This is a genomic window from Mesorhizobium sp. LNHC232B00 (assembly GCF_000502435.1).
Classification (GTDB): Bacteria; Pseudomonadota; Alphaproteobacteria; order Rhizobiales; family Rhizobiaceae; genus Mesorhizobium; species Mesorhizobium opportunistum.
The window spans coordinates 1-22,521 of the sequence record NZ_AYWP01000054.1 but is presented as its reverse complement, the minus strand read 5'-3'; the positions used below and the strand labels follow the sequence as shown (position 1 = coordinate 22,521).

The following is a 22,521-nucleotide window of genomic DNA, read 5'->3' as shown; positions in this document are numbered from 1 at the left end:
CCGGCAAAGCACCGCCATCTTCTCGCCGTCCAGCAACCGGGCGACGAACTTCAGCCGCTCTTCCATGACGTTACGCTCCTTCCAAGGCACCTTGCTCTCCTTGCAAAGGGCCGAAAGTGTAACCCATCTATCCGGAATGAACTGTCACCCATCTCTCGGGAAGGGCACAAAGGTTACGCAGAGGGATCTTCAGTGGCTGATCTCATCCCACAGATTTGTCCCACATAACAACGAGATTGCCGCACGTTCCCTATGCAACTCGGTAGTGACAGAATTTGTATTTGTCGCCCCTCCCGCAGGGGCAAGGTTCATTGCGCCCAACCTTCCGGGTGCCAGGTGGAAGCGGCGGAAGCGAATCCTTTGGTTTGACCGCGGCGCTCGCAACCACAGACATGCCACGAATAATCCGAATCGGCCGAACCGGCCCACCTGCCGCGTCCGCCTGGATATCGCAGCCAACCCCGCCGCGATTCGTTGACTCGTGCTGGTTGATCCCAGCGCACTCTAGACCTTCCCGCTGGCTCCGGCCGGCGGGCCTTTTCGGGCATGCCATGCCGTCGACCTCGATACGCAAGTTCGAATACGATCCAGACAGCAGGATTCTGTCGGTGTGGTTTGTGGCAAGCGGCAGGCATTACCAATTCTTGGACGTGCCGCCGGAGAGCTTTGCCGGGTTCAAATCTGCCTTTGCCAAAGGCCGCTATTTCAACGACCACATCCGCAACCGCTTTGCATTTCGGCTGGTGACATAAAGGGCAAAGCGTTCTCTAGGCATCCATCTCCAGCGGCTCGTGCCCTGGCTGCTCATGCCAGATGACCTGCCGCAGGTCGCGCTGGTCCACGGGCTGGCCACACGTCGGACAAGTATAGAAATGGTCAGCTTCGCTAGCCGGCGGCCCGCCGTGAAGCGCACCTTTGATAGCAGGTCCAAGGTCGGATAGCTTCGTCATGGCTATCAAACATTTGATTTACCTAAAATGTTCCGGAACCATTTTAGCGCGCGCTAATTGAATCGCACTATGCGAGTTAGCGCATGCCACTGAAGTTCATCAAGCCTATGGAACCCGAGCTGGTCGACACGCCACCGCAAGGCGACGAATGGCTCCATGAAATCAAATTTGACGGGTATCGCACCCAGATTATCAAGGATGAAAACGGGATCCGTCTGTTCACCAAGAACGGTTACGACTGGACCGGCCGCTATATCGAACTTGCCGGAGAGGCGGAGGCGATCGAGGCGGAAAGTTTCATCATCGATGGCGAGACGATCACGGTCAACGAGGCTGGCTTGTCCGACTTCCCCGCCCTACAATCAGCCGTCACCAGCCGTAAGCCATCGCGCGCCCTGTATTTGGTGGCCTTCGATCTCCTGCACCTGAACGGGCATGATTTGCGCAACATGCCGGTGGAAGACCGCCGCGAAATCCTGCAGGAATTGATACCAGCCGTCGGCCGCATTCAGTTCAGCAAAGCCATGCCCGGCACCGGGGCCGCAGTCTATAGTCGGGTGGACAGGGCAGGGCTGGAGGGCATGGTCTCAAAGCGTAAGGACAGCGTCTACCGCAGCGGGCCGACGATGAACTGGCGCAAGATCAAATGCTATGCCGAAAAGGAAATGGATATCATTGGCGTGCAGCGCGAGGTGGGAAAGCCCGCAATGGTGCTCATGGCCGACAAGGGCAGATATGCCGGCAGCGCTTTCGTCACCTTCAAGGCCGATATGCGCCAGCGCCTATGGGATCGCGTGCAAGGAAAGGTAGGCGGGCCAGCGCCTGTAGGGCTCAAGAGCGACAAGGCCGAATGGCTGAAGCCAGGTCTCGTCGGTCGCGTGCGATTCCTGAAGGGTGAGGAGAAGCTTCGGCACGCGAAGCTGCTGGACTACCGGGAAAAGTGAATGCCTGTTGCAAACAGGATCAGGAGCGCATCGCAAAGTGACTGGCTGGCCACGCAAAGAGAAAGCCCCGGACGATGCCGGGGCTGGAGTCGCGGTCTGCTGATGGACTAACACTTGTAATTCAGGCCGACGCGAACGGTGTGGAACTTGTCGGTGATGTCAAGGTTGGTCCCACCAATGGTGAACGTCGATTTGCCCAAGTCGGTGTAGAGATATTCAGACTTGAAGGTCCGTTCGTGTTGATGGCGTACTCAACGCCCCCTCCAACGGTCCAGCCGGCCTTGGTCTTGGAAAAACTGAATCCGCCGCCGGCAGAGGTCTTATCGTGACCATAGGCAAAGCCGCCAGTGCTATAAACCAGGAAGCGATCGACGGGCGTGTAGCCGATGCGGGCGCGCACCGTACCGAACCAGTCAATCTTTGTTTCGATGTCGCCGCCAAAACCAGAAATGGAGGACTTTACAGTGGAACCCTGGAAGTCGGCTTCCACGCCGTAGACGATCTGGCCGGATTGCCAGTTGTAACCAGCCTGGACGCCTCCCAGAAACCCACTTGCCGTGATGTCCAGACCAGTGCCGAGACTAGGTTCAAATTTGAACTTGCCGAAGCCGCCGCCGGCATTCACACCGATATAGGCGCCAGTCCAATCAAAAGAGGCGGCAATCGGAGCAGCCTCTGAGATCACGTCGGCAGCATAAGCGCCGCTGGAGAGTCCCATCAGAACGGTGGTCGCAAGCAGGATAGATTTCATAGAAAAGCCCCTTCAATCGAATGAACGCATCGCGGAAGGCCGGCGCCGTGTCGATGCCTTCGATCCTGGCATTGAACATCGCTGCCTTGGGCATTTCCTTCGCCCAAACGGCACCAGCCACCGTCGACCAGTGCGCAGCTTGTGGCCATCCTCGGCCACGGTGATGAATGGCACCTCATCTGTCGGTGCGATGTTGTAGCGCGGCTCATCGTTGCCGCCGATTTCGGCCGGCGCTGTCAGCCGGTAAAGGCGATGGAGACATCCTCGACATCGAGCGTCATGTCTTCAGGGCAGAAAGAATTGGAGCCGCGGAGCTCTTCAAACTGCCGATGCGGGCCTCGGCCGTCTATGTCACCGGCAGTTTCGTTGAGAAGGTCCAGAACGCCGGTCTTCGCGGTGTCTCGTTCGCCCATGTGTGGACATCTGCGGAGAAATGAGCAGGCCGCCGATTCCCGACCCGCCCTCTAAACCCACCCAGCCTTCTGGAAAAACCCCGGCACGTCATCCAGCCCATGCGCAATCGCATCCGGCTCATAGTCCGCCGGCGGGCGGCGCCCGGTGCCGCGATCGACCCATACCGCGCGAAAGCCGAGGTCGCGCGCGGCGGTCAGGTCGAGATGCGGGCTGGCGCAGATGTGCACCAGCTCTTCCCTAGTCACGCCAAGGGTCCGCCAGGCATGTTGGAAAATCTGCCGCGACGGCTTGTAGGCTTGCGCCTGTTGCGCCGTGATGACCCGGTCTATTGCGCCGCCCAACTGCGCGACATTGCCGGCGATGATCGCATCGTCGGTGTTCGAGATGATCGCCAGCTTGAAGCCGGCTTGCTTCAGCCTGCGCAACGTCGCGACGACTTCCGGGAAAGGCGGCATCCGCCCGATCGACGACGTCAACAGCTCCGCGTCGCCGGCATCCGCTTCCAGCGAAAAATCGCGCATCGCCAGCTGCAAGGCTTTTGCCGTGACGTCGGCGAAGGAGAGATGCGGCTTGGTATGCTCCAGCTGGTGTTCGTGCCGGTCGTAGACGGGAATGAATTCTTCCGCCTCGATCTTGCGGCCTTTGCGCGACAGGATCGTCTCCATCGCCGCCATCAGCCCTTCATCCCACTGGATCAACGTTCCGTAGCAGTCGAAGGTAAGCCAGGTAGGGCGGGGACCGTTGAGTGCCATTCGGGAGACCTTTGCGAAGAGCGGCTGGTCAATCATATTTGAGTAGCCTGTCGAGGAATGAAATATTCCAAACCCGCCTTTTATCCAGTCCATGGCGCCCGGATCGGTGCCCGTTCGCCAATCAAGTCGCCGTCAGCCGGCATTCACCGCCCTTACACGCTCCCGCTCCACCAGCGGGACTCCAGCTTGAAGGCGAGCCGGGAACATTATCTTGCGCGGATGCGTTCATGATCCTGCAAGGGACGGATTTTTTCCGGAGGCTGACGATGCACAGCTTCGAAATGATCGATCTGCTTTGCGTGGTCGAGGCTTGCAAGCGCGATCCCGCGGTTGGGAATTTCGTCTCGATGGCCGAAGGGGTGGAAGAGTTGCGGGTGCTGACCGGCGATTTCGTGTCATCGGACCACGCGGTGGCAAATGCGCTTTCGAAGGTGGCGCTTGCGCGAGGGTGCTCGGTTCTGTTCGACGAACAGGCGGGCGCCGAAATCCCTTTCTGAGGCCTGGACGGCCAAATCCTGGCCCGGCAGCCAGAGCCTTACGGGGAGAAACCCTCCCGTCTAGCCGCCCTTCACCGCCCGCACGCTGTCCCGTTCCACCAGCGGGCACTCCAGCTTGGTGATCGGATAGCGTCCTCGCCCAGGCGCCGGCGGCGCTTCCAGCTGTTCGATCGCCCACTGCCCCATCGCCATGTGCGGCAGGATCGAGGTGGTCAGCGGCGGGAACAGGTGACGGGCGATTTCCTCGTCGTCGTAGCCGACCACGGAGATGTCCTGCGGAATGTGCAGGCCGGCCTCCTTCAGCGCTTCGTAGCAGCCGATCGCGGTGCGGTCGTTCTGGCAGAAGATGGCGGTCGGGCGGTCTTTTAGCGCGAGCAATTTGACGGTCGCGGCATAGCCGGCGCTCGCCGACCAGTCGCCCTCGACCACCAGTTCGGGATCGAACGGGATGTCGGCGGTGGCGAGCGCGCGGCGATAACCTTTCAGCCGGTCCTGCGCGGCCTGCATCCAGGGTTCGCCGGTGATGGTGGCGATGCGGCGGTGGCCGTGGCTGATCAGGTGCCGGGTGGAACTCTGGCCGCCGGCGATCTCGGAGGGCACCACGGCCGGGAAGGCATAGTCCGCCGTGTAGCAGTTGAGCAGGATCACCGGGATGTCGAGGCCGTAGAGGTAGTCGGGCGCGGTGATCTCGCGGGTGAAGATGGTCATGTAGATCAGCGCCGAAATGCCCCGCCGGGTCAGCGCCTGGATGGCGCGCGGTTCCATCACGGCGTCGCCCATGGTCTGCGCCACCAGAAGCACGTTGCCGGCATTCCACGAGGCCTGGCGGGCGCCCTCGATGGCGACCACCGCTTCCGGGCTGGTCGCCAACTGGTCGACGGCGAAGCCGATCACCCCGTCAAGTCCATCGAAGGCCGGTCCTTCGAAGACTGGCCCCTCGAAGGCGGCAATCGGCGTCTTCAGCGCCGAGAAGGCGGGCGCGCTGTAGCCGAGCGCGCGGGCGGCCTCGATCACCCGCTCGCGCGTTTGCTGCGACAGTTTTATCCCCGGCGAATTGTTGAGCACGAAGGAAACCGTCGCCTGCGAACAGCCGGCGGCCCTGGCGATGTCGGTCATGGTCACCCGGCCCTTGGGCTTCGCCGCTGCCTTGCGGCGCCGCGCCGCTTCGATCGGGCCGTCCGTTGTCTCGCTCATTGCATTCGTGTCCCCAGATCCCGGCCCGTCCTAGCGGCGGCCTGGCCGTCCGACAAGATGGTGCGGCGTCGCCAGCTTATAGAAACCGTCGCTGCGTTTATACCTATTAGTAGACTGTCCGTCCATCGGCCATGAGACGATGTCCATCCCGGAACGGCAGGGACAGAAAGGCGTGAACGCCCGCGCGCCAACGCAGCGGTTTGTCGGCAAAGCAGCCGCCAAGCCACAACGATGGGTGCCCCGGCAGGCTCTAACTAATACTGTTTACTAATACAAAAATGCGCTGTAACGTCGATCGGTCGCGTCCAGGTCCGGTTGGATCCGGAGCGGCGGGAGGTGCATGTAAACGGCCCGATGGCGAGCGGATAGTGCCCCGCGAAGCTTTGTCTCGGACATGTGATATGTCAGACAAATCGGACTATTTACGAATGAGGGATGAGTCTCTAAAGTCCGTGCTCGTGGCTGGAACGGCGCCATTCTTTCAGTGCCGGGTACCCTTGAGGAGGAGGGGCGTCCAAGCCGCAAGCGGCATATTCAGGTGAGCAAGCAATTCTAGTGACTAAGACCGGTCAGCCGAATGGCTGCACCAAAACGGGAGGTTGAACATGAAATCCTTGATACGCAATGCATCCGTGGCCACCGCAGCGCTGCTGCTTGGCCTCACGGCGACAGCCATCGCGCGCGCCGACGACAAGCCGACGCTGGCCTTCGTCGTCAACGGCGCTTCCGATTTCTGGAAGGCGGCCGAAGCCGGCGTCAAGAAGGCGCAGGGCGAACTGCCCGACTACACGCTCGAGCTCAAATATCCGGAACAGTCCTCGGTCGCCATCCAGCAGCGGCTGATGGACGATCTGGTGACGGCCGGCGTCAAGGGCATCATGGTCTCGGCCGTCGATCCCAAGACCTCGACCGACGGCCTGAACAAGATCGCCTCGCAAACGGCGCTGTTCACCACCGATTCGGATGCTCCACAGACCAAACGCGTCGCCTATATCGGCTCGTCCAACGTCGATGCCGGCAAGCAGGCGGCCGAAATCGCCAAGAAGGCGATGCCCGATGGCGGCAAGTGCCTGGGCTTCGTCGGCCTGCTCGGCGCCGACAATGCCAAGGAACGTATCCAGGGCATGAAGGACGGTCTGGCCGGCACCAAGATCGAACTCGTCGACGTGCGCGGCGACGACATCGATCAGGCCCGCGCCAAGAAGAATGTCGAGGACGCGCTGGTCGCGAGCCCCGACGTCACCTGCATGGTCGGCTTCTACTCCTACAACACGCCGCGCATCTATGAAGCGCTGCGCGACGCCGGCAAGCTCGGCTCGATCACCGTCGTCGGTTTCGATGACGATCCGATCACGCTGGGCGGCGTCAAGGAAGGCACCATTGCCGCCACCGTCGTGCAGCAGCCCTTCGAATGGGCCTATCAGGGCATGAAGCTGATGGCCGCCTATCTCAAGGGCGACAAGTCGGGCATCCCGGAGGGCAATTTGATCATCATCCCGACCAAGATCATCGGCAAGGATGACGTCGACGCCTACGCCGCCAATCTGAAGGCGATGTCTGGAAACTAAGCCCAAGGCAGTTCAGCCGGCTCAAGTCGCTTGAGCCGGCTGTTCGCATTGACGAACCCGTCGAGGACCGTCAGTCTGCCGGGAGGCCGGCCCGTCAACTGCTGTCAGGCATGATGAATTATTCCGACACATCCATCGCCGCGACCAACCCGTTTCTCAGCCTTGAGAACGTGCGCAAGACCTATCCGGGCGTCGTCGCGCTCGATGGTTTTTCCATGGAGGTGAGGCCGGGCGAGGTCATCGGCCTCGTCGGCGAGAACGGCGCCGGCAAATCCACCTTGATGAAGATCCTCGGCGGCGTCACCAAGCCGGACACCGGCACCATCACCGTCGACGGCACCGCCCACAACAGCCTGACGGTCGAAGGCAGCCTGGGTTCGGGCATCGCCTTCGTCCACCAGGAACTCAACCTGTTCGACAATCTCGATGTCGCCGCCAACATCTTCTTCGGCCGCGAGCCGCTGCGCGCCGGGCCGCTCAGGCTCGTCGACCGCGCCCGGCTGCGCGCCATGGTGGCGCCGCTGCTCAAGCGCGTTGGCGCCAATTTCTCAGCCGACATGCAAGTCGCCGACCTGTCGCTCGCCCAGCAGCAGATGGTCGAGATCGCCAAGGCGCTGTCGATCAAGGCGCGGTTGGTCATCCTCGACGAGCCGACATCGAGCCTGCCGATCGCCGAGACCGACAAATTGCTCGACGTCATCAAGGCGCTGAAGGCCGACGGCATCAGCGTCATCTTCATTTCGCACCGCCTGCACGAGATCGAGCGCGTCGCCGACCGTGTCGTCGTGCTGCGCGACGGCATGCTGGCCGGCACGCTTCAGAAACGCGACATCAACCACGACCAGATGGTCAAGCTGATGATCGGCCGCATGCTGAAGGAACGCGAGAAGGCCTCCGAAGCAGCCCGGGCCCCCGGTGCCGTTGCCCTCGCGGCCAAGGCGGTGCGCACCCCCACCTATCCCGGCCGGCCCGTCGACCTCGACGTCAGGCGCGGCGAAATCCTCGGCCTTGCCGGCCTTGTCGGCTCCGGCCGCACCGAACTGGCGCGGGTGTTCTTCGGCATCGAAGGCAGCCTTGGTGGCACGCTCGAACTCGATGGCAAACCGCTTGTGCTTGGCTCGGCCGCCGACGCCGTCGCGCGCGGCATCTTCCTGGTCCCGGAAGACCGCAAGCTGACCGGCATCCTGCTCGACCTGTCGATCGCGCAGAACATATCGCTGCCCAATCTGCCGGCGCATGCGAAGCGGTCATTGGTCTCGGCAAGTGCGGAAAGCGCCACCGCCGAGAAGCAGAAGAAAGACCTCGGCATCAAGGCGCCTTCGGTGCAGACGCGCACCGGCACGCTGTCGGGCGGCAACCAGCAGAAGGTCGTGCTCGGCAAGTGGCTGGCCATGAACCCGAAAGTGATGATCCTCGACGAGCCGACGCGCGGCATCGACATCGGCGCCAAGGCCGAAATCTACGGGCTGATGCGGGCGCTTGCCGATGCCGGCGTCGCCGTGCTGATGATCTCCAGCGACATGGAGGAGGTGATCGGCGTGTCCGATCGCATCGCCGTCATGCATGAGGGCCAGATATCCGGCATTCTCGACAAGGACCAGTTCAGCCAGGAAAACGTGCTGCTGCTGGCGGTGGGCAAGCAGCCGAAATAGTTTTGTAGCGCGGGTCTCGTGAGACCCGCGAACCTGCTCGGGCAGGCATTGGGGAGAAGACGATGAGCAAGAAAGATCTTGGGCTGCTGATCCTGATCCTGGTGGTCGGCGCGATCGTGGCCATCATCAATCCGCGCTTCCTGTTGCCAATCAACCTTGCCAACACCTCGAACCTGATCGGCCTGTTCGGCATCCTGTCGATCGGCCAGGCCTTCGTCATCATCACCGGCGGCATCGAACTGTCGGTCGGCTCGGTGGTCGCCTTGCTGGGAACGCTGTTCATCGACTTCATCGCCGTGCGCGATCTGGACTGGCCGCTGGCCTTCGTGCTGATCATCGCGCTTGGCGCCATCATCGGCCTGGTGCATGGCTGGCTGATCACGCGGCTCAAGCTGCAGCCCTTCGTGGTGACCTTGTGCGGGCTTCTGATCTATCGCGGCGTCGCCCGCTTCTACACCGCCGACGGCACCGCCGGCTTCGCCTTCGGCCAGAATTTCCCCGAGCTGGAATTCCTCACCGCCGGCCGCTCCTGGGGCGTGCCGAACTCCTTCATCGCGCTGATCGTCATCGCCATCGTCATGTGGGTGGTGCTGCACCGATCGGTGTTCGGCCGTTATCTCTACGCCATCGGCAAGAACGAGGAAGCCGCGAAATATTCGGGCATCCGCACCGGCCGCATCGTCATGGCCGCCTATGTCATCTGCGGCGTGCTGACGGCCTTGTCGGCGATCTATTTCGCCATGTATACGCGCTCCATCTCGCCGGCCAGCCACGGCCAGTTCTACGAGCTCTATGCCATCGCCGCGGCAGTGCTGGGCGGCTTCTCGCTGCGCGGCGGCGAAGGCTCGCTGATCGGCGTCGTTCTCGGCACCGTGCTGCTGCAGGAGCTGCAGAACCTCGTCAATCTGCTCGGCATTCCGTCCTCCCTCAACTTCGCGGTGATGGGCGGCGTCATCCTCATCGGCGTGCTGGTCGATCAGCAATGGGGCGTGTTCAGGGCACGGCGGCTGATGGTCGAGGCCGCCCGCAAGAACGTCGCCGGCGCGCCGGCGGAATAGCCGCGCCGCCAATTCAGCGGCAAGGAACATCCCGTGCGGGCCGGTCGCTATCGATCGGTCCGGCGGGCCGCGCGGCGAACGCTATGCAGCAGGACGGCGAGGCAGCCGACCAGCAGCAGCACGCCGCCGATGAGCGGCGGCAGCGCCAGCAGCTTCACCGCCGCCACGACGGCGGCCACCAGGACCAGCGCCAGCAGCGCCAGGTTGCCGTCATCGACGAACATGCCCAAGAACTCCCTGGCAATGAGACGAACGGCGTTCATCGGGCGAGCCCTCCAGCGGCGGCGGGATAGGTGCTGCGCAGCCAGCGCACCATGGCGAAGGACGCCAGCGCGACCATTGCGAAGATGGCGAGCAGAGCGAGATCGGCGCCCGGCCAGTCGGCACCAATGCCCTCGCCGGTCCAGAAGATGCCGAAGCTGGTCAGCATCAGCCCGACCACGAATTTGAGCGCATTCTCGGGAACGCGCGCCAGCGGCCGGTGGACGGCCGATCCGACAAGCATCACCAGGATGAATGCCACCAGCGCGCCCAGGCCGGCGTAAAGCGTCTGCCCGTGGGCCGCGCCGACGGCAATGACGATGAACACCACCTCGACGCCTTCCAGCAGCACCGCCTTGAACGAGGCCAACCCGGCGAGGTAGTCGGCGCGGCGGTCATTGGCCTGTCGGTGCAACGCGGCGGTTTTCTTGGCGAAGGCTGCTTCCTCGTCATGCAGGGCGATGACGCCGACACTGCGCAGGATGGCCTTCCGCAGCCAGCGCATGCCGAACAGGATCAAGAGTACCCCGACGGCGAATTGCAGCGCGGTGGTCGGCACCAGCGCCAGCAACGGGCCAAACGCCAGTACCAGCGCCGCCAGCACCGCCAGGGCCAGCGCGGCACCCGTCAGCGCCGGGCGCCAACCGCGCGCCACTCCGACCGCAAGCACGATGGTGAAGGCCTCGACGACCTCGACGACGGACGCGAGAAACGCCGCCGTGACCGTCGAGAGGATGGGCGTCAGTGTTTGCATGAGAGGCTTCCTGTATCGTCTCGGTCGAGCATGATCTTTTTTGCCGTTCGTTTCCACCTTCGGAAGGGCAGTTCAGATCACTGTGCGGTCAGCATCACGCAATGCTTCGATGGCAGCAAAAGCAAGCGAGGCGCTAGCCGGCGGAGCTTCGTCCAGTCGAGCCGCACACGCCGTGGCTGCAGGAGGGCAGGTCCTACCTCCTTGTTCGGCGCAATTCTGATTGGAAACCGTTTCACACTTTCCTGGATCTGCTCTTGATCAGATCAGGCCCGACATGTCGGAAAAGGCCATGGCCTTGCGCAACAGCTCGGCGAAGCGTTCGCCGGCCACTTCGCGCGCGCCGCTGTTGTCGATCGGGGTGACGCCCGGACCGGACAGGGTGACATTGGCGCTGCGTGCCAGCCGCGCCAGCACTTCGCCGCGCGACTCGCGGCCGCGCATCGCCAGCCGCTCGGCCAGCACATCGGGCGAGGCGGTGATCTCGACGATGGCCAGGTTGGCGTAGCGCTGGCGCAACACCGGAATGACCGCGCGCGATACATTCGCCACCGCGACGTGGCCGTTGGCCACCGACCAGTCGACATCGGCGGGCAGGCCATAGCGCAGGCCATGCGCCTCCCAGGAGATGGCGAAGGCGCCGTCGGCCTCGGCCTCGACGAAGGCGGCGTCGGCCAGCGTGTCGTGATCCTCGCTCGCCGCATCGCACGGCCTGGTGATGACGCGGCGGACGAACTCCAGCCGCGTCTCATCGGTGAACAGCGCGCGGGCGTAGCCGATCACCGTGTCCTTGCCGGCGCCGCTCGGGCCGACGACCGCGACGAAAACGCCATGGCGGATCGGAAACGTTTCGGCGGACAGTTCACGCTCGATCAAGGCCGACACCATCATGCAACCCGCAGTCCCTGCCGCCAGACGGTGCGCACCACCGGGACATGGTCGTCGACGCGCACGCGCACCAGATCGGCGCGGCGGCCCTGCTCGATGATGCCGCGGTCGTTGAGGCCAACGGCTTCGGCCGGGTTCTTCGAAACCATGGCGACCGCCTGCGGCAGCGAGATGCCCTCGACCACGTCACCGAGGAAGAAGGCGGACTGGATCAGGCTGAACGGAATATAGTCTGATGACAGGATGTCGAGCAGGCCGTCGCTCGCCAGCGTGCGGGCCGAGACATTGCCCGAATGCGAGGCGCCGCGCATGACGTTGGGCGCACCCATCAGCACGCCGAGCCCGGCTTCTTTCGAAGCGCGCGCGGCTTCTTGCGTGGTCGGGAACTCGGCGACGCGCACGCCCTGTTCGATCGCCTCGCCGACATGGCCAATGGTGGCATCGTCATGGCTGGCCAGTACGATGCCGCGCTCCTGGCAGGCGGCGGCGATATGCACCCGGTTCGGCCTCGAATTGAGCGCCGACTCGCCCATCCGCTTCTCGCAGAACAGCTTGAAGTCGCGGTCGGTCAGCTTCAGCTTGCGCTGGTAATAATAGGCGTAGGTTTCCAGATTGACGAACTGGCGCTGTCCCGGCGCATGGTCCATCAGCGATGCCAGCTTGACCCGCTCGTCGCCGTCGAAATTGGCGAAGGCCTGCAAGCAGTCTGGCGCCGAAACCTCACAGCGCAGATGCAGGAAATGATCGGCGCGCAGACGATCCTGCGCGACGCTGTCCTCGATGGCATCCGCCAGCTTGCGGATATCGGCCAAGGTAAGATCGGCGTCCTCGTCCATGCCGACGCGCAAGGCGTCGAGCACGGTGGTGATGCCGGCCGTCGCCACCTGCGCGTCATGCGCAAGCACAGCCGCGATCGGATTCCAGCGCACCTTCGGCCTTGGTGCGTAATGGCCCTCCAGATGGTCGGTATGCAGTTCGACCAGCCCCGGAATGACATAGTCGCCGCCCATGTCCTCGCCGGTCGGGCTGCTACCTGCATCGACGTCGGCGATAAAGCCGCCGCGCAGCACCAGCGAGCCCTCGACGATCTCGTCGGCAAGCACGATGCGGGCATTGGAAAGAACGGTCTCGGCGGTCATTTCAGGCAATCCTTGGTTCTTCCTGTCGGAATTGTTCCGGCTCAGGCGGTCTTTCTGGCCGGGCGGCGCCCAAGCGCGTGATGGGAAAGCACCATGAACGGTGCTCCCGGCTCGAGTTCGACAAACAGCGTCAGCGCATCCACCAGCACCGGTTGCCGAAGCACGTCCGCGAACAGGCTGTCGATTGCTGCGCGCAGACGTGGGCTTTCCTGTGGCCCGGCCCGGCCGGACAGCGTCATGTGGAAGCGGAAGGTCTCGAAGACATAGGGGTAACCCCACTGGCAGAGGTTGCGAAACTCGGCCGGCTTCAGCGAATCCGGGCTGCGCCGCTCGATCTCGGCCTCGGTCAGCGGCGCACGGAACCGGTCGAAATCGCGCACGACGTCATCGGCGAAACGGTTGAGCGGCGGCAGCGGCCCTTCCGGCACCAGCGCGAAAAAACTGTCGATCTGGCTGACGACGAGACGCGGGATCGTCACCACCGGCGTTGCTTCGGCAAAATGGTCGAGTGCCGCGCGCAGCGAGGCCTCGGTCTCGTTGGCCGCCAGGCGGAAGGGCGCCTTCAGCGTCGCGTGAAAGCCGTAGCGGCGCGCCGAAGCGGTGTGGAAGGCGACTTCCGCCGCCGACAGGTCAGCCACCGCCTCGACCGGCTTCGTCGCGGCGCCGAACGGGTCGCGGCCCAGCCAGTTGGCGGCGATCCGCGCCAGCGGTTCGTCCTGCCGCGGGGTGAAATAAATGGCATAACGCATGAAAAAATCCTCGTCAGTCTCGCTGCCATAGGTGATTTCCATGACGGATTGACGAAGCTTTGAAGGGTTTTCGATGGCAAATCGACCCCTGTCGGTCCTTAGCCGACGATTTTTCCGAACTGGACCAGTGGCTTCGGCCGAAAACCCGGAAGGGTCAGGTCTTCATCAACCATTCGTGCTCGGGCGCATTGTGGAATTTCCACGTCCGCTTCGGTCCGGCCATGACGTTGAGATAATAGAGATCATAGCCATGGCAGGCGGCGCAGGGATGATAGCCCTCGGGCACCAGCACGACGTCGCCGTCCTCGACCGCCATCGCCTCGTCGAGCGCGCGATGGCCGCTCTTGTCGGCGTCGGTGTAGACGCGCTGGAAGGCAAAGCCCTGCGGCGGGTTGAGGCGGTGGTAGTAGGTTTCCTCGAGATAGGATTCGGCAGGCAGATTGTCCTGGTCATGCTTATGCGGCGGGTAGCTCGATGTGTGGCCGCCGGGCGTGATGACCTCGACCACCAGCAACGAGTCCGCCGGCTGGCCTTCCGGCAGTATATTGGTGACGTAGCGCGTATTGGTGCCCTTGCCGCGCACCTCCTGGCCGAGATCGTCGGGTCCGATCACCCGAACCGGCAGCCCGCCGCCGAGGCCCGGCGCCGAGCAGATGGCGAGCTCCAGCTCGGTATCCGCGATCACCGACCAGTCCGACCCCTGCGGCACGTAGACCGACCATGGCTTGCCTTCGAAGGGCGACATGCGTTCGCCGAGCAGGCCGAGATCCTTGCCGCCGGCCTTCGCCTTGCCCTTGCCGGTGACGAACACCAGGCAGATTTCGCGGTTGTCAGTCTTTCCGGAAGCCGTTTCGCCCGGCTTCAGCCGATGCAGGTCGAAACCGACATAGGTCCAGCCGGCGCTTTCCGGCGTCACATGGGCGACGCGGCCATGGCCTTTGCCGGCTTTGACGAGCAGCTTCGACATTTTTTGTCTCCTATTCCGTTGGCGTGAAGGCTCCGGGAAGCCAAGCCGTGTGTTTGAAAGGGCCATCGCAAATCTTCGGCCGGCGCCCTTCCGACTTCGTCATCCTAGGGCGTAGCAGGAGCGAAGCTCCGTCGCGAAGACCCTAGGATCCATGCCGTTACCTCGGCCGAAGGGCACAGCGGAGCGGAATTCTGCACCGTCACACCAGCCTCAAAGTCATGGCATGGATCCTAGGGTCTGAGCTGAGTCGCTGCGCTCCTTGCTCCGCCCCAGGATGACGAAGTTAGAAGCACTGCAAGCCAATCGCCAACGCATGCGATCAGTTACTCCTTCGGTTCGCCCTCGGCCGGCGCCTTGTTCTCGTCCGCCGGCTTGTAGAGGTAGAAAAACTGCCAGACGCCGTAGCCGGCGAAGCCGAGCGCGATGACGCCCCAGAACGGGGTGCCGGTGGCGAACTCGATGATCGACCAGATGACGCAGACCGCGACGACGGCGACACGCCGCCAAAGCGGGCGGAAGAAGGGGTGCTCGGAATCTTTCATCGGGCTAACCTACAGCAACCTGCCTCGCCGTGAACCCTCGCATCAGGCATTCGGGAAACCCTGGGTTTCCACCGTGTAGCCGGCTGATGTCATCACCCGCATCAATTCCTTGTGGCCAACCTCAGCCATCTTGAGCGGCGGGTTCTTCTTCGGGTCCTGCTCGGCCTCGACCACGAACCAGCCCTCATAGCCATGGTCGGCGAAGCGCTGCACGATGGCGCCGAAATCCAGCGAACCGTCGCCCGGCACGGTGAAGGCGCCGAGCGCCACCGCGTCGAGGAAGGATTGCTTGGTGCGATCGAGCTTTTCGATCACCCCCATGCGCACATCCTTCACATGCACGTGGCTGATGCGCTTGTGGTGGTTGTCGATGGCGCGCAGCACATCGCCGCCGGCGAAGGCCAGATGTCCGGCGTCGAGCAGCAGCGGAATGCCTTCGCCGGAATGGCGCATGAAGGCGTCGAGCTCCGGCTCGGTCTCGACCACCGCCGCCATATGGTGGTGATAGGAGAGCGGCATGCCTTGTCCGGCGCACCATTCGCCGAACGCGGTCAGGCGCCCAGCATAAGCCTTCATCTCGTCGTCCGAGAGTATCGGCTTGGTGGCCAGCGGCTTGGAGCGGTCGCCCTGGATCGAGCGGCCGACCTCGCCATAGACGATGCAAGGCGCGTTCACCGCCTTGAACAGGTCGATCATCGGCTGGATGCGATCCTGGTTCTTTGCCATCTCTTCGTCGACCAGCGTGCCGGAAAACCAGCCGCCGCACAGCGTCACGTCAGCCTTCTTCAGGATCGGCAACATGACAGCGGGGTCGTTGGGAAAACGCCGGCCCATCTCCATGCCGGTGAAGCCGGCCGAACGCGACTGGCGCAGGCATTCTTCCAGCGACACGTCATCGCTGAGTTCGGCAAGATCGTCGTTCCACCATGCAATGGGGGACATGCCCAGTTTGGCTTTCAAGTTCTAGCTCCGGTTTCTTGTTCACCCTCCCCCTTGTGGGGAGGGTCGCTGCGCAGCAGCGGGGTGGGGGTCAGCGCCGATATCAATCGCCAACGCTCTGCATCTGCCGCTTCTCGTCATAGGCCTTGCGTGCCGCGTTGACCTGGGGCCGCGCCGACACTTCCGGCACCGCCACATCCCACCAATGGCCGCCGGCATCGGTGGAGACCAGCGGGTCGGTGTCGATGACCAGCACCGTGGTGCGGTCGTTTGCCTTGGCCTTTTGCAGCGCACTTTCCAGCCCGGCGATCGACGGCACTTTTTCGGCGATCGCGCCCAGGCTCGCCGCGTGCGCGGCGAAGTCGATGTCGGGCAGGATCTCGTGGCGCGAGTCCTTCAGGAGGTTGTTGAAGTTGGCGCCGCCGGTGGCCATCTGCAGCCGGTTGATGCAGCCATAACCCCTGTTGTCGAGCACCACGATGGTGAGCTTCAGGCCGAGCATCACCGATGTGGCGATTTCGGAATTCATCATGAGGTAGGAGCCGTCGCCGACCATGACGACGATCTCCCGGTCGGGCTTGGCCATCTTGGCGCCGAGCCCGCCGGCAATCTCGTAGCCCATGGTCGAGAAGCCATATTCGCCATGGTACGAGCCGGGCGCTCCCGCCTGCCAGAGTTTATGCAGTTCACCCGGCAGGCCGCCCGACGCGTTCAGCAAAATCACGCCTGACCCCATTGCACGCTGCACGGCGCCGATCACCTGCGCATCCGAGGGGAAGGCAGCGTTGGTCGACGCCGTCACCTTGGAGGCGTCAACCTGCCAGGCCTTCTTCCCGGCAGCGGAATTGTCGGTCCAGGCGGCAGGCGCTTTCCAGCCCTTGAGCGCGGCACCCAGTTCGGCCAGCCCCTCGACCGCGTCGGCGACCAGCGGCAGCGCGCGGTGCTTGCCGGCATCGAAAGGCTGCACGTTGAGCCCGATGATGGTCTTGCCGGAGTTCTTGAACAGCGCCCACGAGCCGGTGGTGAAATCCTGCAGGCGCGTGCCGATGGCCAGCACCACATCGGCCTCTTCGGCGAGCCTGTTGGCGGCCGAGGTGCCGGTGACGCCGACCGCCGCCATGTTGAGCGGATGATTGTCCGGCAGCGAGGATTTGCCTCCTTGCGTCTCGCAGACCGGGATGCCGGCGCCTTCCACGAATTTCGCCAGTTCATCGGAAGCCTGCGAATAGAGCACGCCACCGCCGGCGATGATCAGCGGCTTCTTCGCGCCCTTGAGCGCCGCCGCCGCCGCTGCCAGTTCGCCGCGATCCGGACGCGGCCGGCGCTGGTGCCAGACCCGCTCGGCGAATAAGCTCTCGGGATAGTCGTAGGCCTCGGCCTGTACGTCCTGGCAGAGCGACAGCGTTACCGGGCCGCATTCGGCCGGATCGGTCAACACCTGCATCGCGCGGCTCAGCGCCGGGATGATCTGTTCGGGCCGGGTGATGCGGTCGAAATAGCGCGACACGGGCTTAAAGCAGTCATTGACCGTCGCCGTGCCGTCGGAAAAGTCCTCTGCCTGCTGCAGCACCGGATCCGGAATGCGGTTGGCGAAGACGTCGCCCGGCAGAAACAGGACGGGCAACCTGTTTACGTGCGCCAGCGCCGCCGCCGTCACCATGTTGAGTGCGCCGGGGCCGATCGACGAGGTCGCGGCCATGAAGCGGCGGCGGAAATTGGCCTTGCCATAGGCGATCGCCGCGTGCGCCATCGCCTGTTCATTATGGGCGCGGAAGGTCGGCAATTCCTGCCGCACCTGGTAGAGCGCCTCGCCGATGCCGGCGACATTGCCGTGGCCGAAGATCGCCCAGACGCCACCAAAGATCGGCACTTTCTTGCCGTCGATCTCGGTCATCTGTCGGCTGAGGAAGCGGGTCAGCGCCTGCGCCATCGTGAGGCGGATTGTCTTGCTCATCTTGTTTTCCTCCGCGGTCCTGCGTCGCGTCTTGTTATGCTGCGCTCTTCTTATGCTGCCTTGCGGCCGCGCGCGGCAAGCCACGCTTCGGTCAACTGCTCGAAGCGCGACGCCATGTCGGCGATGGCCTCGTCATCCGACATCTTGCCGGCCAGCCATTGTTCGGCCGCGTGGACGAAGATGGTGCGCCCGACGGCAAAACCCTTGACGATCGGCGCCTTGGCGGTAGCGGCGAAGGCCGCTTCCAGCTCGCCTTGCGGCGCTTCCAACCCAAGCAGCACGATGCCGCGGCACCACGGATCGTGTTTCAGGATGACGGCTTCGATCCTGGCCCAGGCACCGCTCGACGCCTGTGGCTCGAGCTTCCACCAGTCCGGCTTGATGCCGAGCGCATAGAGTTCCTCCAGCGCACGCGGGATCGTCGTGTCGTCGAGCTTGCCATGCTTGCCGGCGATGATCTCGATGAGAAGCTCCCTGCCGACTTTCCGCGCCGCCTCGAACAGCGCGCGCAGCTTCTGCTGCTGCTCTTCCTTGAGCGCCGCCGGATCGTCCGGGTGGTAGAAGCACAGGCACTTGATGCAGTGGTCGACAGGCCATTCGGTGAGCTGCGAGCCGATGTCCTGCGAGAATTCGAAGCGCAACGGCCGCGAACCCGGCAATTCGACCGGCCGGCCGAGCCAGGCGAAGGGATGGCGGGCGAATTCGAACATCGCCTCGCGGCCATGTTTCTCATCGATCAGCATGCCGTAGCCGTCGCGCCCGGCGGCGACCTTGGCCGCCGCCTTGACCGCCAGCACCTTGAAATCGCGGATGCGCGCCGGATCGGCGCCGGCCTTCGCGGCGACATCCTCGAGCTGGATGCGATGATCGCAGGCGAGCGCCATCAGCGAGGGAACGTCGCGCCGGCGGGTTGTCGCCCAATGAATGTGGTTGATCGCCTCGTCCTTGCGCAGCGCCCGATGCTTGCTGCCGTTCTTGAGGAAGAACTGCAGCTCCTCGAAGGTCGGATATTCCGGCGCGCACAGCAGCCGCGAGACGGCGAAGGCGCCGCAGGCATTGGCCCAGGTCGCCGCCGTCGCATGGTCTTCGCCGCCGAGCCAGCCGCGCAGGAAGCCGGACATGAATGCGTCGCCGGCGCCGAGCACATTGTAGATCTCGATCGGAAACCCCTTGCCGACGATGCCGTCTTCCAGATCGTCGCTGATCGGCCCGTCATAGACGATGCAGCCCATGGCGCCGCGCTTCAACACGATGGTCGCCGAAGACAGCGCGCGGATCGTCTTCAGCGCGCTCAGGCAGTCGTCGGCGCCGGACGCGATCATGATCTCTTCCTCGGTGCCGACGATGAGATCGCAATCGGGCAGCACCGTCTTCAACTGGGCCGAGACCCGGTCGGACTTCACATAGCGCTCGAAGCCCTCGGCATGGCCGGCGAGGCCCCACAGGTTCGGCCGGTAGTCGATGTCGAAGACCACCTTGCCGCCCTTGGCTTTCATGATGCGGATCGCCTTGCGCTGGGCGGCGTCGCTGTTGGGGCGCGAAAAATGCGTGCCGGTGACGACGACCGCACGGGCCGAGGAGATGAACGCTTCGTCGATGTCCTCTTCGGCCAGCGCCATGTCGGCGCAATCCGAGCGGTAGAAGATCATCGGCGAAACGCCTTCATCCTCGACCGAGAGCAGCACCAGCGCGGTCAGCCGCTCCTTGTCGGTCTTCAGTCCGTCGGTGTTGACGCCTTCGCGCTTCAACTGCTCGCGGATGAAGCGGCCCATCTGCTCGTCGCCGACGCGCGTCAGCAGCGCCGAGCGCAGGCCGAGCCTGGCCGTGCCGACCGAGATGTTGGCCGGGCAGCCGCCGACCGACTTGGCGAAGGAGGTGATGTCCTCCAGCCGCGAGCCGATCTGCTGGCCATAGAGGTCGACCGAGGCGCGACCGATAGTGATGACGTCGAGCGGCGCCTGTCTTGCGTCCACGGCTTCGCTCATTGGAACCTCCCGTCGGTCTTGTTGTCATGAACAACATTGTTTGGGTAACACGCGCGAGCGGCAGCGTGGCGCCGGCAATATGAAATAATAATTCCAATCCATAGTCAATATGGAATGAGCATTCCCTGATTGAAAAGTGCGGGAGCATGATCCCCGACCGAGGCCGCGGCAAGCTACCGGCTGGGCCCGGCTCCCAGCCTCGGCCGCGTCGCGTCAGGACCTGCTCAGGCCTTGCGCTTGCGGCCGACGTCCCGCCGTTTCTCGCCGACGCCGACGGTCAGCGCCATGGCCAGCGCCATCGTTGCCGACAGCGAACGGAAGCCGGCGAAGTCCGCCTCGGCGACTTCGAACCACACGCTGGCGAACTGGGCAAGCGGCGAAAACGAACTGTCGGTGATGGCCACGATCGGCACGCCCTGCTCGGAAATGGCGCGGGCTTCCTCGATGGTGGCCGGCGCGTAGGGCGAGAAGCTGATGGCGATGACGGCGTCCGCCGGCGTGGCGAAGGAGACCATCTCGGCGTTCAGGCCGGCTGCCGATTCGATCAGCTGGTTGCGGATCTTCAACTTGCCCAAAGCATAGGCGATGTAGCTCGCCACCGGGTAGGAGCGCCGCTTGGCCAGCACATAGATGGTCTGCGCCTTCGCCAGCAGCGAAATCGCATCTTCGAAGTGCGCGTCATCGAGCGTGCGCGAAATGTCGTTGAGCGAGGTGCTGGCGGCGGCGACGAAGCCGTCGAAGATCGCCCGGTGGCCCGCGCCGGCATCGGCCTTGGCGCGCAGCGCCTGCAACCGTTCGTCATAGGACGAATTGCGCTCGCGCAGCCGCTCGCGAAACACCTGCTGCAGGCTGGTGAAGCCGTCGAAGCCAAGCTGCTGGGCAAAGCGGATGAGGGTGGAGGGCTGCACGCCGGCCGAGGCGGCGATGCTGGCCGCGGTGCCGAAGGCGATGTCATCGGGATTGTCGAGCGCATAGGCGGCGATCTGGGCGATGCGCTTGGGCAGGCTTTCGCGCCGATCGAGGATCGTGGCGCGCAGCGTCTCGAAGTCGCGAGGTACCCGTTCGTCCATCGTCGGCCCGTCCAAGCTTGTCCAAAGCGCGTCATGTCGAAGCGGTTTCAGTCGGCGCGCTTTAGGCCGTTTGATCCCATGCATGTCGTTGTCCCAAACCGCTGCCCACTTTGGGCGACATGCACTGGAAGCGTCCTCTGTGCCCCATCATAGCGAGCCTGCGCAAGAACACCATAAAAAATGAGGCAGACATTCCATTCGAGATAAAAATGGACTAATTCATCCACGCAACCTTTCTGTCAGTGGAGGAACGAGGGAAGATGGTCGGCGTAGGTCTTATCGGCACCGGGTTCATGGGCAAATGCCACGCCATCGCGTGGAGCGCCGTCGGTGCCGTCTTTCCGGACGTGGCCAAGCCACGGCTCGTCCATCTCGGCGAGGTCAATGAGGACTTGGCCCGGCGCAAGGCCGGCGAATTCGGCTTCGAGAAGGCGTCCGGCGACTGGCGCGCGGTCGTCAACGACCCGGAGGTCGATATCGTCTCGCTGACCACGCCCAACCAGTTCCATCCGGAAATGGCCATCGCGGTTCTTCAGGCCGGCAAGCATTTGTGGTGCGAAAAGCCGATGGCGCCAAGCTTCGCCGAGGCCGAGGCGATGGCGGAAGCGGCGAAGAAGTCAGGCAAGGTCGCCGCGCTTGGCTACAATTACATCCAGAGCCCGGCCATCCGTCACATCGGCGCGCTGCTCGACGAGAAGATCATCGGCGAGGTCAACCATCTGCGCATCGAGATGGATGAGGACTTCATGGCCGATCCCGAGGCGCTGTTCTTCTGGAAGCACGAGGCCGCTTCCGGCTATGGCGCGCTCGACGATTTCGCCGTACATCCGCTGTCGCTGGTCACCGCGCTGTTCGGCCGCGTCGCCAGTGTCATCTGCGACATGGCCAAACCCTATGCCGACCGCAAGCTGGCGGCGGGCGGACGCCGCGCGGTCGAAACCTATGATATCGCCAGCGTCTTGATGCACCTGGAAAACGGCATTGCCGGCACGCTGCTGGTCAACCGCTCGGCCTGGGGCCGCAAGGGCCGCATCGCCATCCAGATCTTCGGCCCGAAAGGGTCGATCCTGTTCGACCAGGAGCGGATGAACGAGTTCCAGCTCTATCTCACGTCCGATCGCCCGACCGAACAGGGCTATCGCACCATCCTGGTGGCGCCGCAGCACAAGCCCTACGATCTTTTCGTGCCGGCGCCCGGCCACAGCCTCGGCTTCAACGATCTCAAGATCATCGAGTGCCACGAACTGCTGGCGCGGCTTGCCGGCAAGCCGGCACGGCTCATCGAGTTCGCCGAAGGCCTGGAGATCGAGCGCACCGTGCATGCAATGGCACGCTCCTTCAAGGAAAAGCGCTGGGTCGATGTGAGGTAGAGCGGCTGCTTCCCTTCTCCCCCTTATGGGAGAAGGTGTCGCCGAAGGCGACGGATGAGCAACCGTGCCTCAGACCGAAGCCGGATCCCAAGGTTTGTCGTCCCGGATCATGGCATTGAGGGTTGT

General features: G+C 63.6%; 22 protein-coding genes and 1 pseudogene. 7 read left to right on the top strand and 16 right to left on the bottom strand.

Annotated features, from left to right (window positions below; all coding sequences use genetic code 11):
- Positions 1–250: 250 nt before the first annotated feature.
- Positions 251–394: an SEC-C metal-binding domain-containing protein gene (locus X743_RS1000000173830; RefSeq protein WP_245264356.1), complete on the bottom strand. Its 144-nt coding sequence runs from the start codon at positions 392–394 to the stop codon at positions 251–253.
- Between the two features lie 157 nt (positions 395–551).
- Between X743_RS1000000173830 and X743_RS138660 the strand changes: the two genes are divergently transcribed.
- Together X743_RS138660 and X743_RS138670 are read left to right on the top strand one after the other, a co-directional pair.
- Positions 552–752: a KTSC domain-containing protein gene (locus tag X743_RS138660; protein ID WP_023769281.1), complete on the top strand. Its 201-nt coding sequence runs from the start codon at positions 552–554 to the stop codon at positions 750–752.
- Positions 753–1,033: 281 nt separating this feature from the next.
- A complete protein-coding gene (locus X743_RS138670; protein ID WP_023769279.1) occupies positions 1,034–1,894 on the top strand; it encodes an ATP-dependent DNA ligase in 861 nt (286 codons plus the stop codon).
- 107 nt (positions 1,895–2,001) lie between these two features.
- Here the strand turns inward: X743_RS138670 and X743_RS00980 are convergent.
- The 3 genes and pseudogenes from X743_RS00980 to X743_RS138675 all read right to left on the bottom strand — a co-directional run bounded on the left by X743_RS00980 (position 2,002) and on the right by X743_RS138675 (position 3,811).
- Positions 2,002–2,645: pseudogene (locus X743_RS00980) on the bottom strand (outer membrane protein).
- Between the two features lie 236 nt (positions 2,646–2,881).
- Positions 2,882–3,058, bottom strand: a complete 177-nt coding sequence (locus X743_RS1000000172585) for a hypothetical protein (RefSeq protein WP_023769277.1) — start codon at positions 3,056–3,058, stop codon at positions 2,882–2,884.
- A gap of 51 nt (positions 3,059–3,109) precedes the next feature.
- Positions 3,110–3,811, bottom strand: a complete 702-nt coding sequence (locus X743_RS138675) for a haloacid dehalogenase type II (protein WP_031258805.1) — start codon at positions 3,809–3,811, stop codon at positions 3,110–3,112.
- Between the two features lie 266 nt (positions 3,812–4,077).
- On the opposite strand from X743_RS138675, the gene X743_RS138680 reads away from it, so the two are divergent.
- Entirely contained in the window at positions 4,078–4,308 is a 231-nt protein-coding gene (locus X743_RS138680; RefSeq protein ID WP_013891763.1) for a hypothetical protein, read from the top strand.
- A gap of 60 nt (positions 4,309–4,368) precedes the next feature.
- Here X743_RS138680 and X743_RS138685 read toward each other — a convergent pair whose 3' ends face one another.
- Complete coding sequence (locus X743_RS138685; protein WP_023769274.1) at positions 4,369–5,502, bottom strand: LacI family DNA-binding transcriptional regulator; 1,134 nt, start codon at positions 5,500–5,502, stop codon at positions 4,369–4,371.
- A gap of 605 nt (positions 5,503–6,107) precedes the next feature.
- Here X743_RS138685 and X743_RS138690 point away from each other — a divergent pair.
- From X743_RS138690 to X743_RS138700, 3 genes are all read left to right on the top strand, one after another.
- On the top strand, positions 6,108–7,070 hold the full coding sequence (locus X743_RS138690; protein WP_023769273.1) for a sugar-binding protein: 963 nt from the start codon (positions 6,108–6,110) through the stop codon (positions 7,068–7,070).
- Positions 7,071–7,183: 113 nt separating this feature from the next.
- The gene (locus X743_RS138695; RefSeq protein ID WP_023769272.1) at positions 7,184–8,722 is read left to right on the top strand and encodes a sugar ABC transporter ATP-binding protein; all 1,539 of its coding nucleotides are present in this window, start codon (positions 7,184–7,186) and stop codon (positions 8,720–8,722) included.
- Positions 8,723–8,784: 62 nt separating this feature from the next.
- Entirely contained in the window at positions 8,785–9,780 is a 996-nt protein-coding gene (locus tag X743_RS138700; RefSeq protein WP_023769271.1) for an ABC transporter permease, read from the top strand.
- Positions 9,781–9,827: 47 nt separating this feature from the next.
- Here X743_RS138700 and X743_RS138705 read toward each other — a convergent pair whose 3' ends face one another.
- The 11 genes from X743_RS138705 to X743_RS138755 all read right to left on the bottom strand — a co-directional run bounded on the left by X743_RS138705 (position 9,828) and on the right by X743_RS138755 (position 21,025).
- Positions 9,828–10,043 (bottom strand): hypothetical protein, encoded by a 216-nt coding sequence (locus tag X743_RS138705; protein WP_023769270.1) that lies wholly within the window; start codon positions 10,041–10,043, stop codon positions 9,828–9,830.
- Positions 10,040–10,795 carry a COG4280 domain-containing protein gene (locus X743_RS138710; protein WP_023769269.1) on the bottom strand — a complete coding sequence of 252 codons (756 nt, stop codon included), beginning with the start codon at positions 10,793–10,795 and terminating at the stop codon, positions 10,040–10,042. Before X743_RS138710 ends, X743_RS138705 begins: the two co-directional genes overlap by 4 nt.
- Before the next feature lie 258 nt (positions 10,796–11,053).
- Entirely contained in the window at positions 11,054–11,683 is a 630-nt protein-coding gene (gene phnN, locus X743_RS138715) for a phosphonate metabolism protein/1,5-bisphosphokinase (PRPP-forming) PhnN (RefSeq protein WP_023769268.1), read from the bottom strand.
- Positions 11,680–12,819: an alpha-D-ribose 1-methylphosphonate 5-triphosphate diphosphatase gene (locus X743_RS138720; protein WP_023769267.1), complete on the bottom strand. Its 1,140-nt coding sequence runs from the start codon at positions 12,817–12,819 to the stop codon at positions 11,680–11,682. The genes phnN and X743_RS138720 overlap by 4 nt, the downstream gene beginning before the upstream one ends.
- A 41-nt stretch (positions 12,820–12,860) precedes the next feature.
- Complete coding sequence (locus X743_RS138725) at positions 12,861–13,568, bottom strand: DUF1045 domain-containing protein (RefSeq protein WP_031258802.1); 708 nt, start codon at positions 13,566–13,568, stop codon at positions 12,861–12,863.
- Positions 13,569–13,722: 154 nt separating this feature from the next.
- The gene (gene iolB / locus X743_RS138730; RefSeq protein WP_023769265.1) at positions 13,723–14,535 is read right to left on the bottom strand and encodes a 5-deoxy-glucuronate isomerase; all 813 of its coding nucleotides are present in this window, start codon (positions 14,533–14,535) and stop codon (positions 13,723–13,725) included.
- A gap of 323 nt (positions 14,536–14,858) precedes the next feature.
- A complete protein-coding gene (locus X743_RS138735) occupies positions 14,859–15,077 on the bottom strand; it encodes a hypothetical protein (RefSeq protein WP_023769264.1) in 219 nt (72 codons plus the stop codon).
- 42 nt (positions 15,078–15,119) lie between these two features.
- Positions 15,120–16,037, bottom strand: coding sequence for a myo-inosose-2 dehydratase (gene iolE, locus X743_RS138740; protein WP_031258800.1), 918 nt, complete (start codon positions 16,035–16,037; stop codon positions 15,120–15,122).
- 82 nt (positions 16,038–16,119) lie between these two features.
- Positions 16,120–17,970 carry a 3D-(3,5/4)-trihydroxycyclohexane-1,2-dione acylhydrolase (decyclizing) gene (gene iolD / locus X743_RS138745; RefSeq protein WP_031258798.1) on the bottom strand — a complete coding sequence of 617 codons (1,851 nt, stop codon included), beginning with the start codon at positions 17,968–17,970 and terminating at the stop codon, positions 16,120–16,122.
- Positions 17,971–18,020: 50 nt separating this feature from the next.
- Positions 18,021–19,955, bottom strand: coding sequence for a 5-dehydro-2-deoxygluconokinase (gene iolC / locus X743_RS138750; protein WP_023769261.1), 1,935 nt, complete (start codon positions 19,953–19,955; stop codon positions 18,021–18,023).
- 224 nt (positions 19,956–20,179) lie between these two features.
- Positions 20,180–21,025 (bottom strand): MurR/RpiR family transcriptional regulator, encoded by an 846-nt coding sequence (locus X743_RS138755; RefSeq protein WP_023769260.1) that lies wholly within the window; start codon positions 21,023–21,025, stop codon positions 20,180–20,182.
- A 260-nt stretch (positions 21,026–21,285) separates the two neighbouring features.
- Here X743_RS138755 and X743_RS138760 point away from each other — a divergent pair, with 260 nt between their 5' ends.
- On the top strand, positions 21,286–22,395 hold the full coding sequence (locus X743_RS138760; RefSeq protein WP_023769259.1) for a Gfo/Idh/MocA family oxidoreductase: 1,110 nt from the start codon (positions 21,286–21,288) through the stop codon (positions 22,393–22,395).
- The last annotated feature ends 126 nt before the right edge of the window (positions 22,396–22,521 follow it).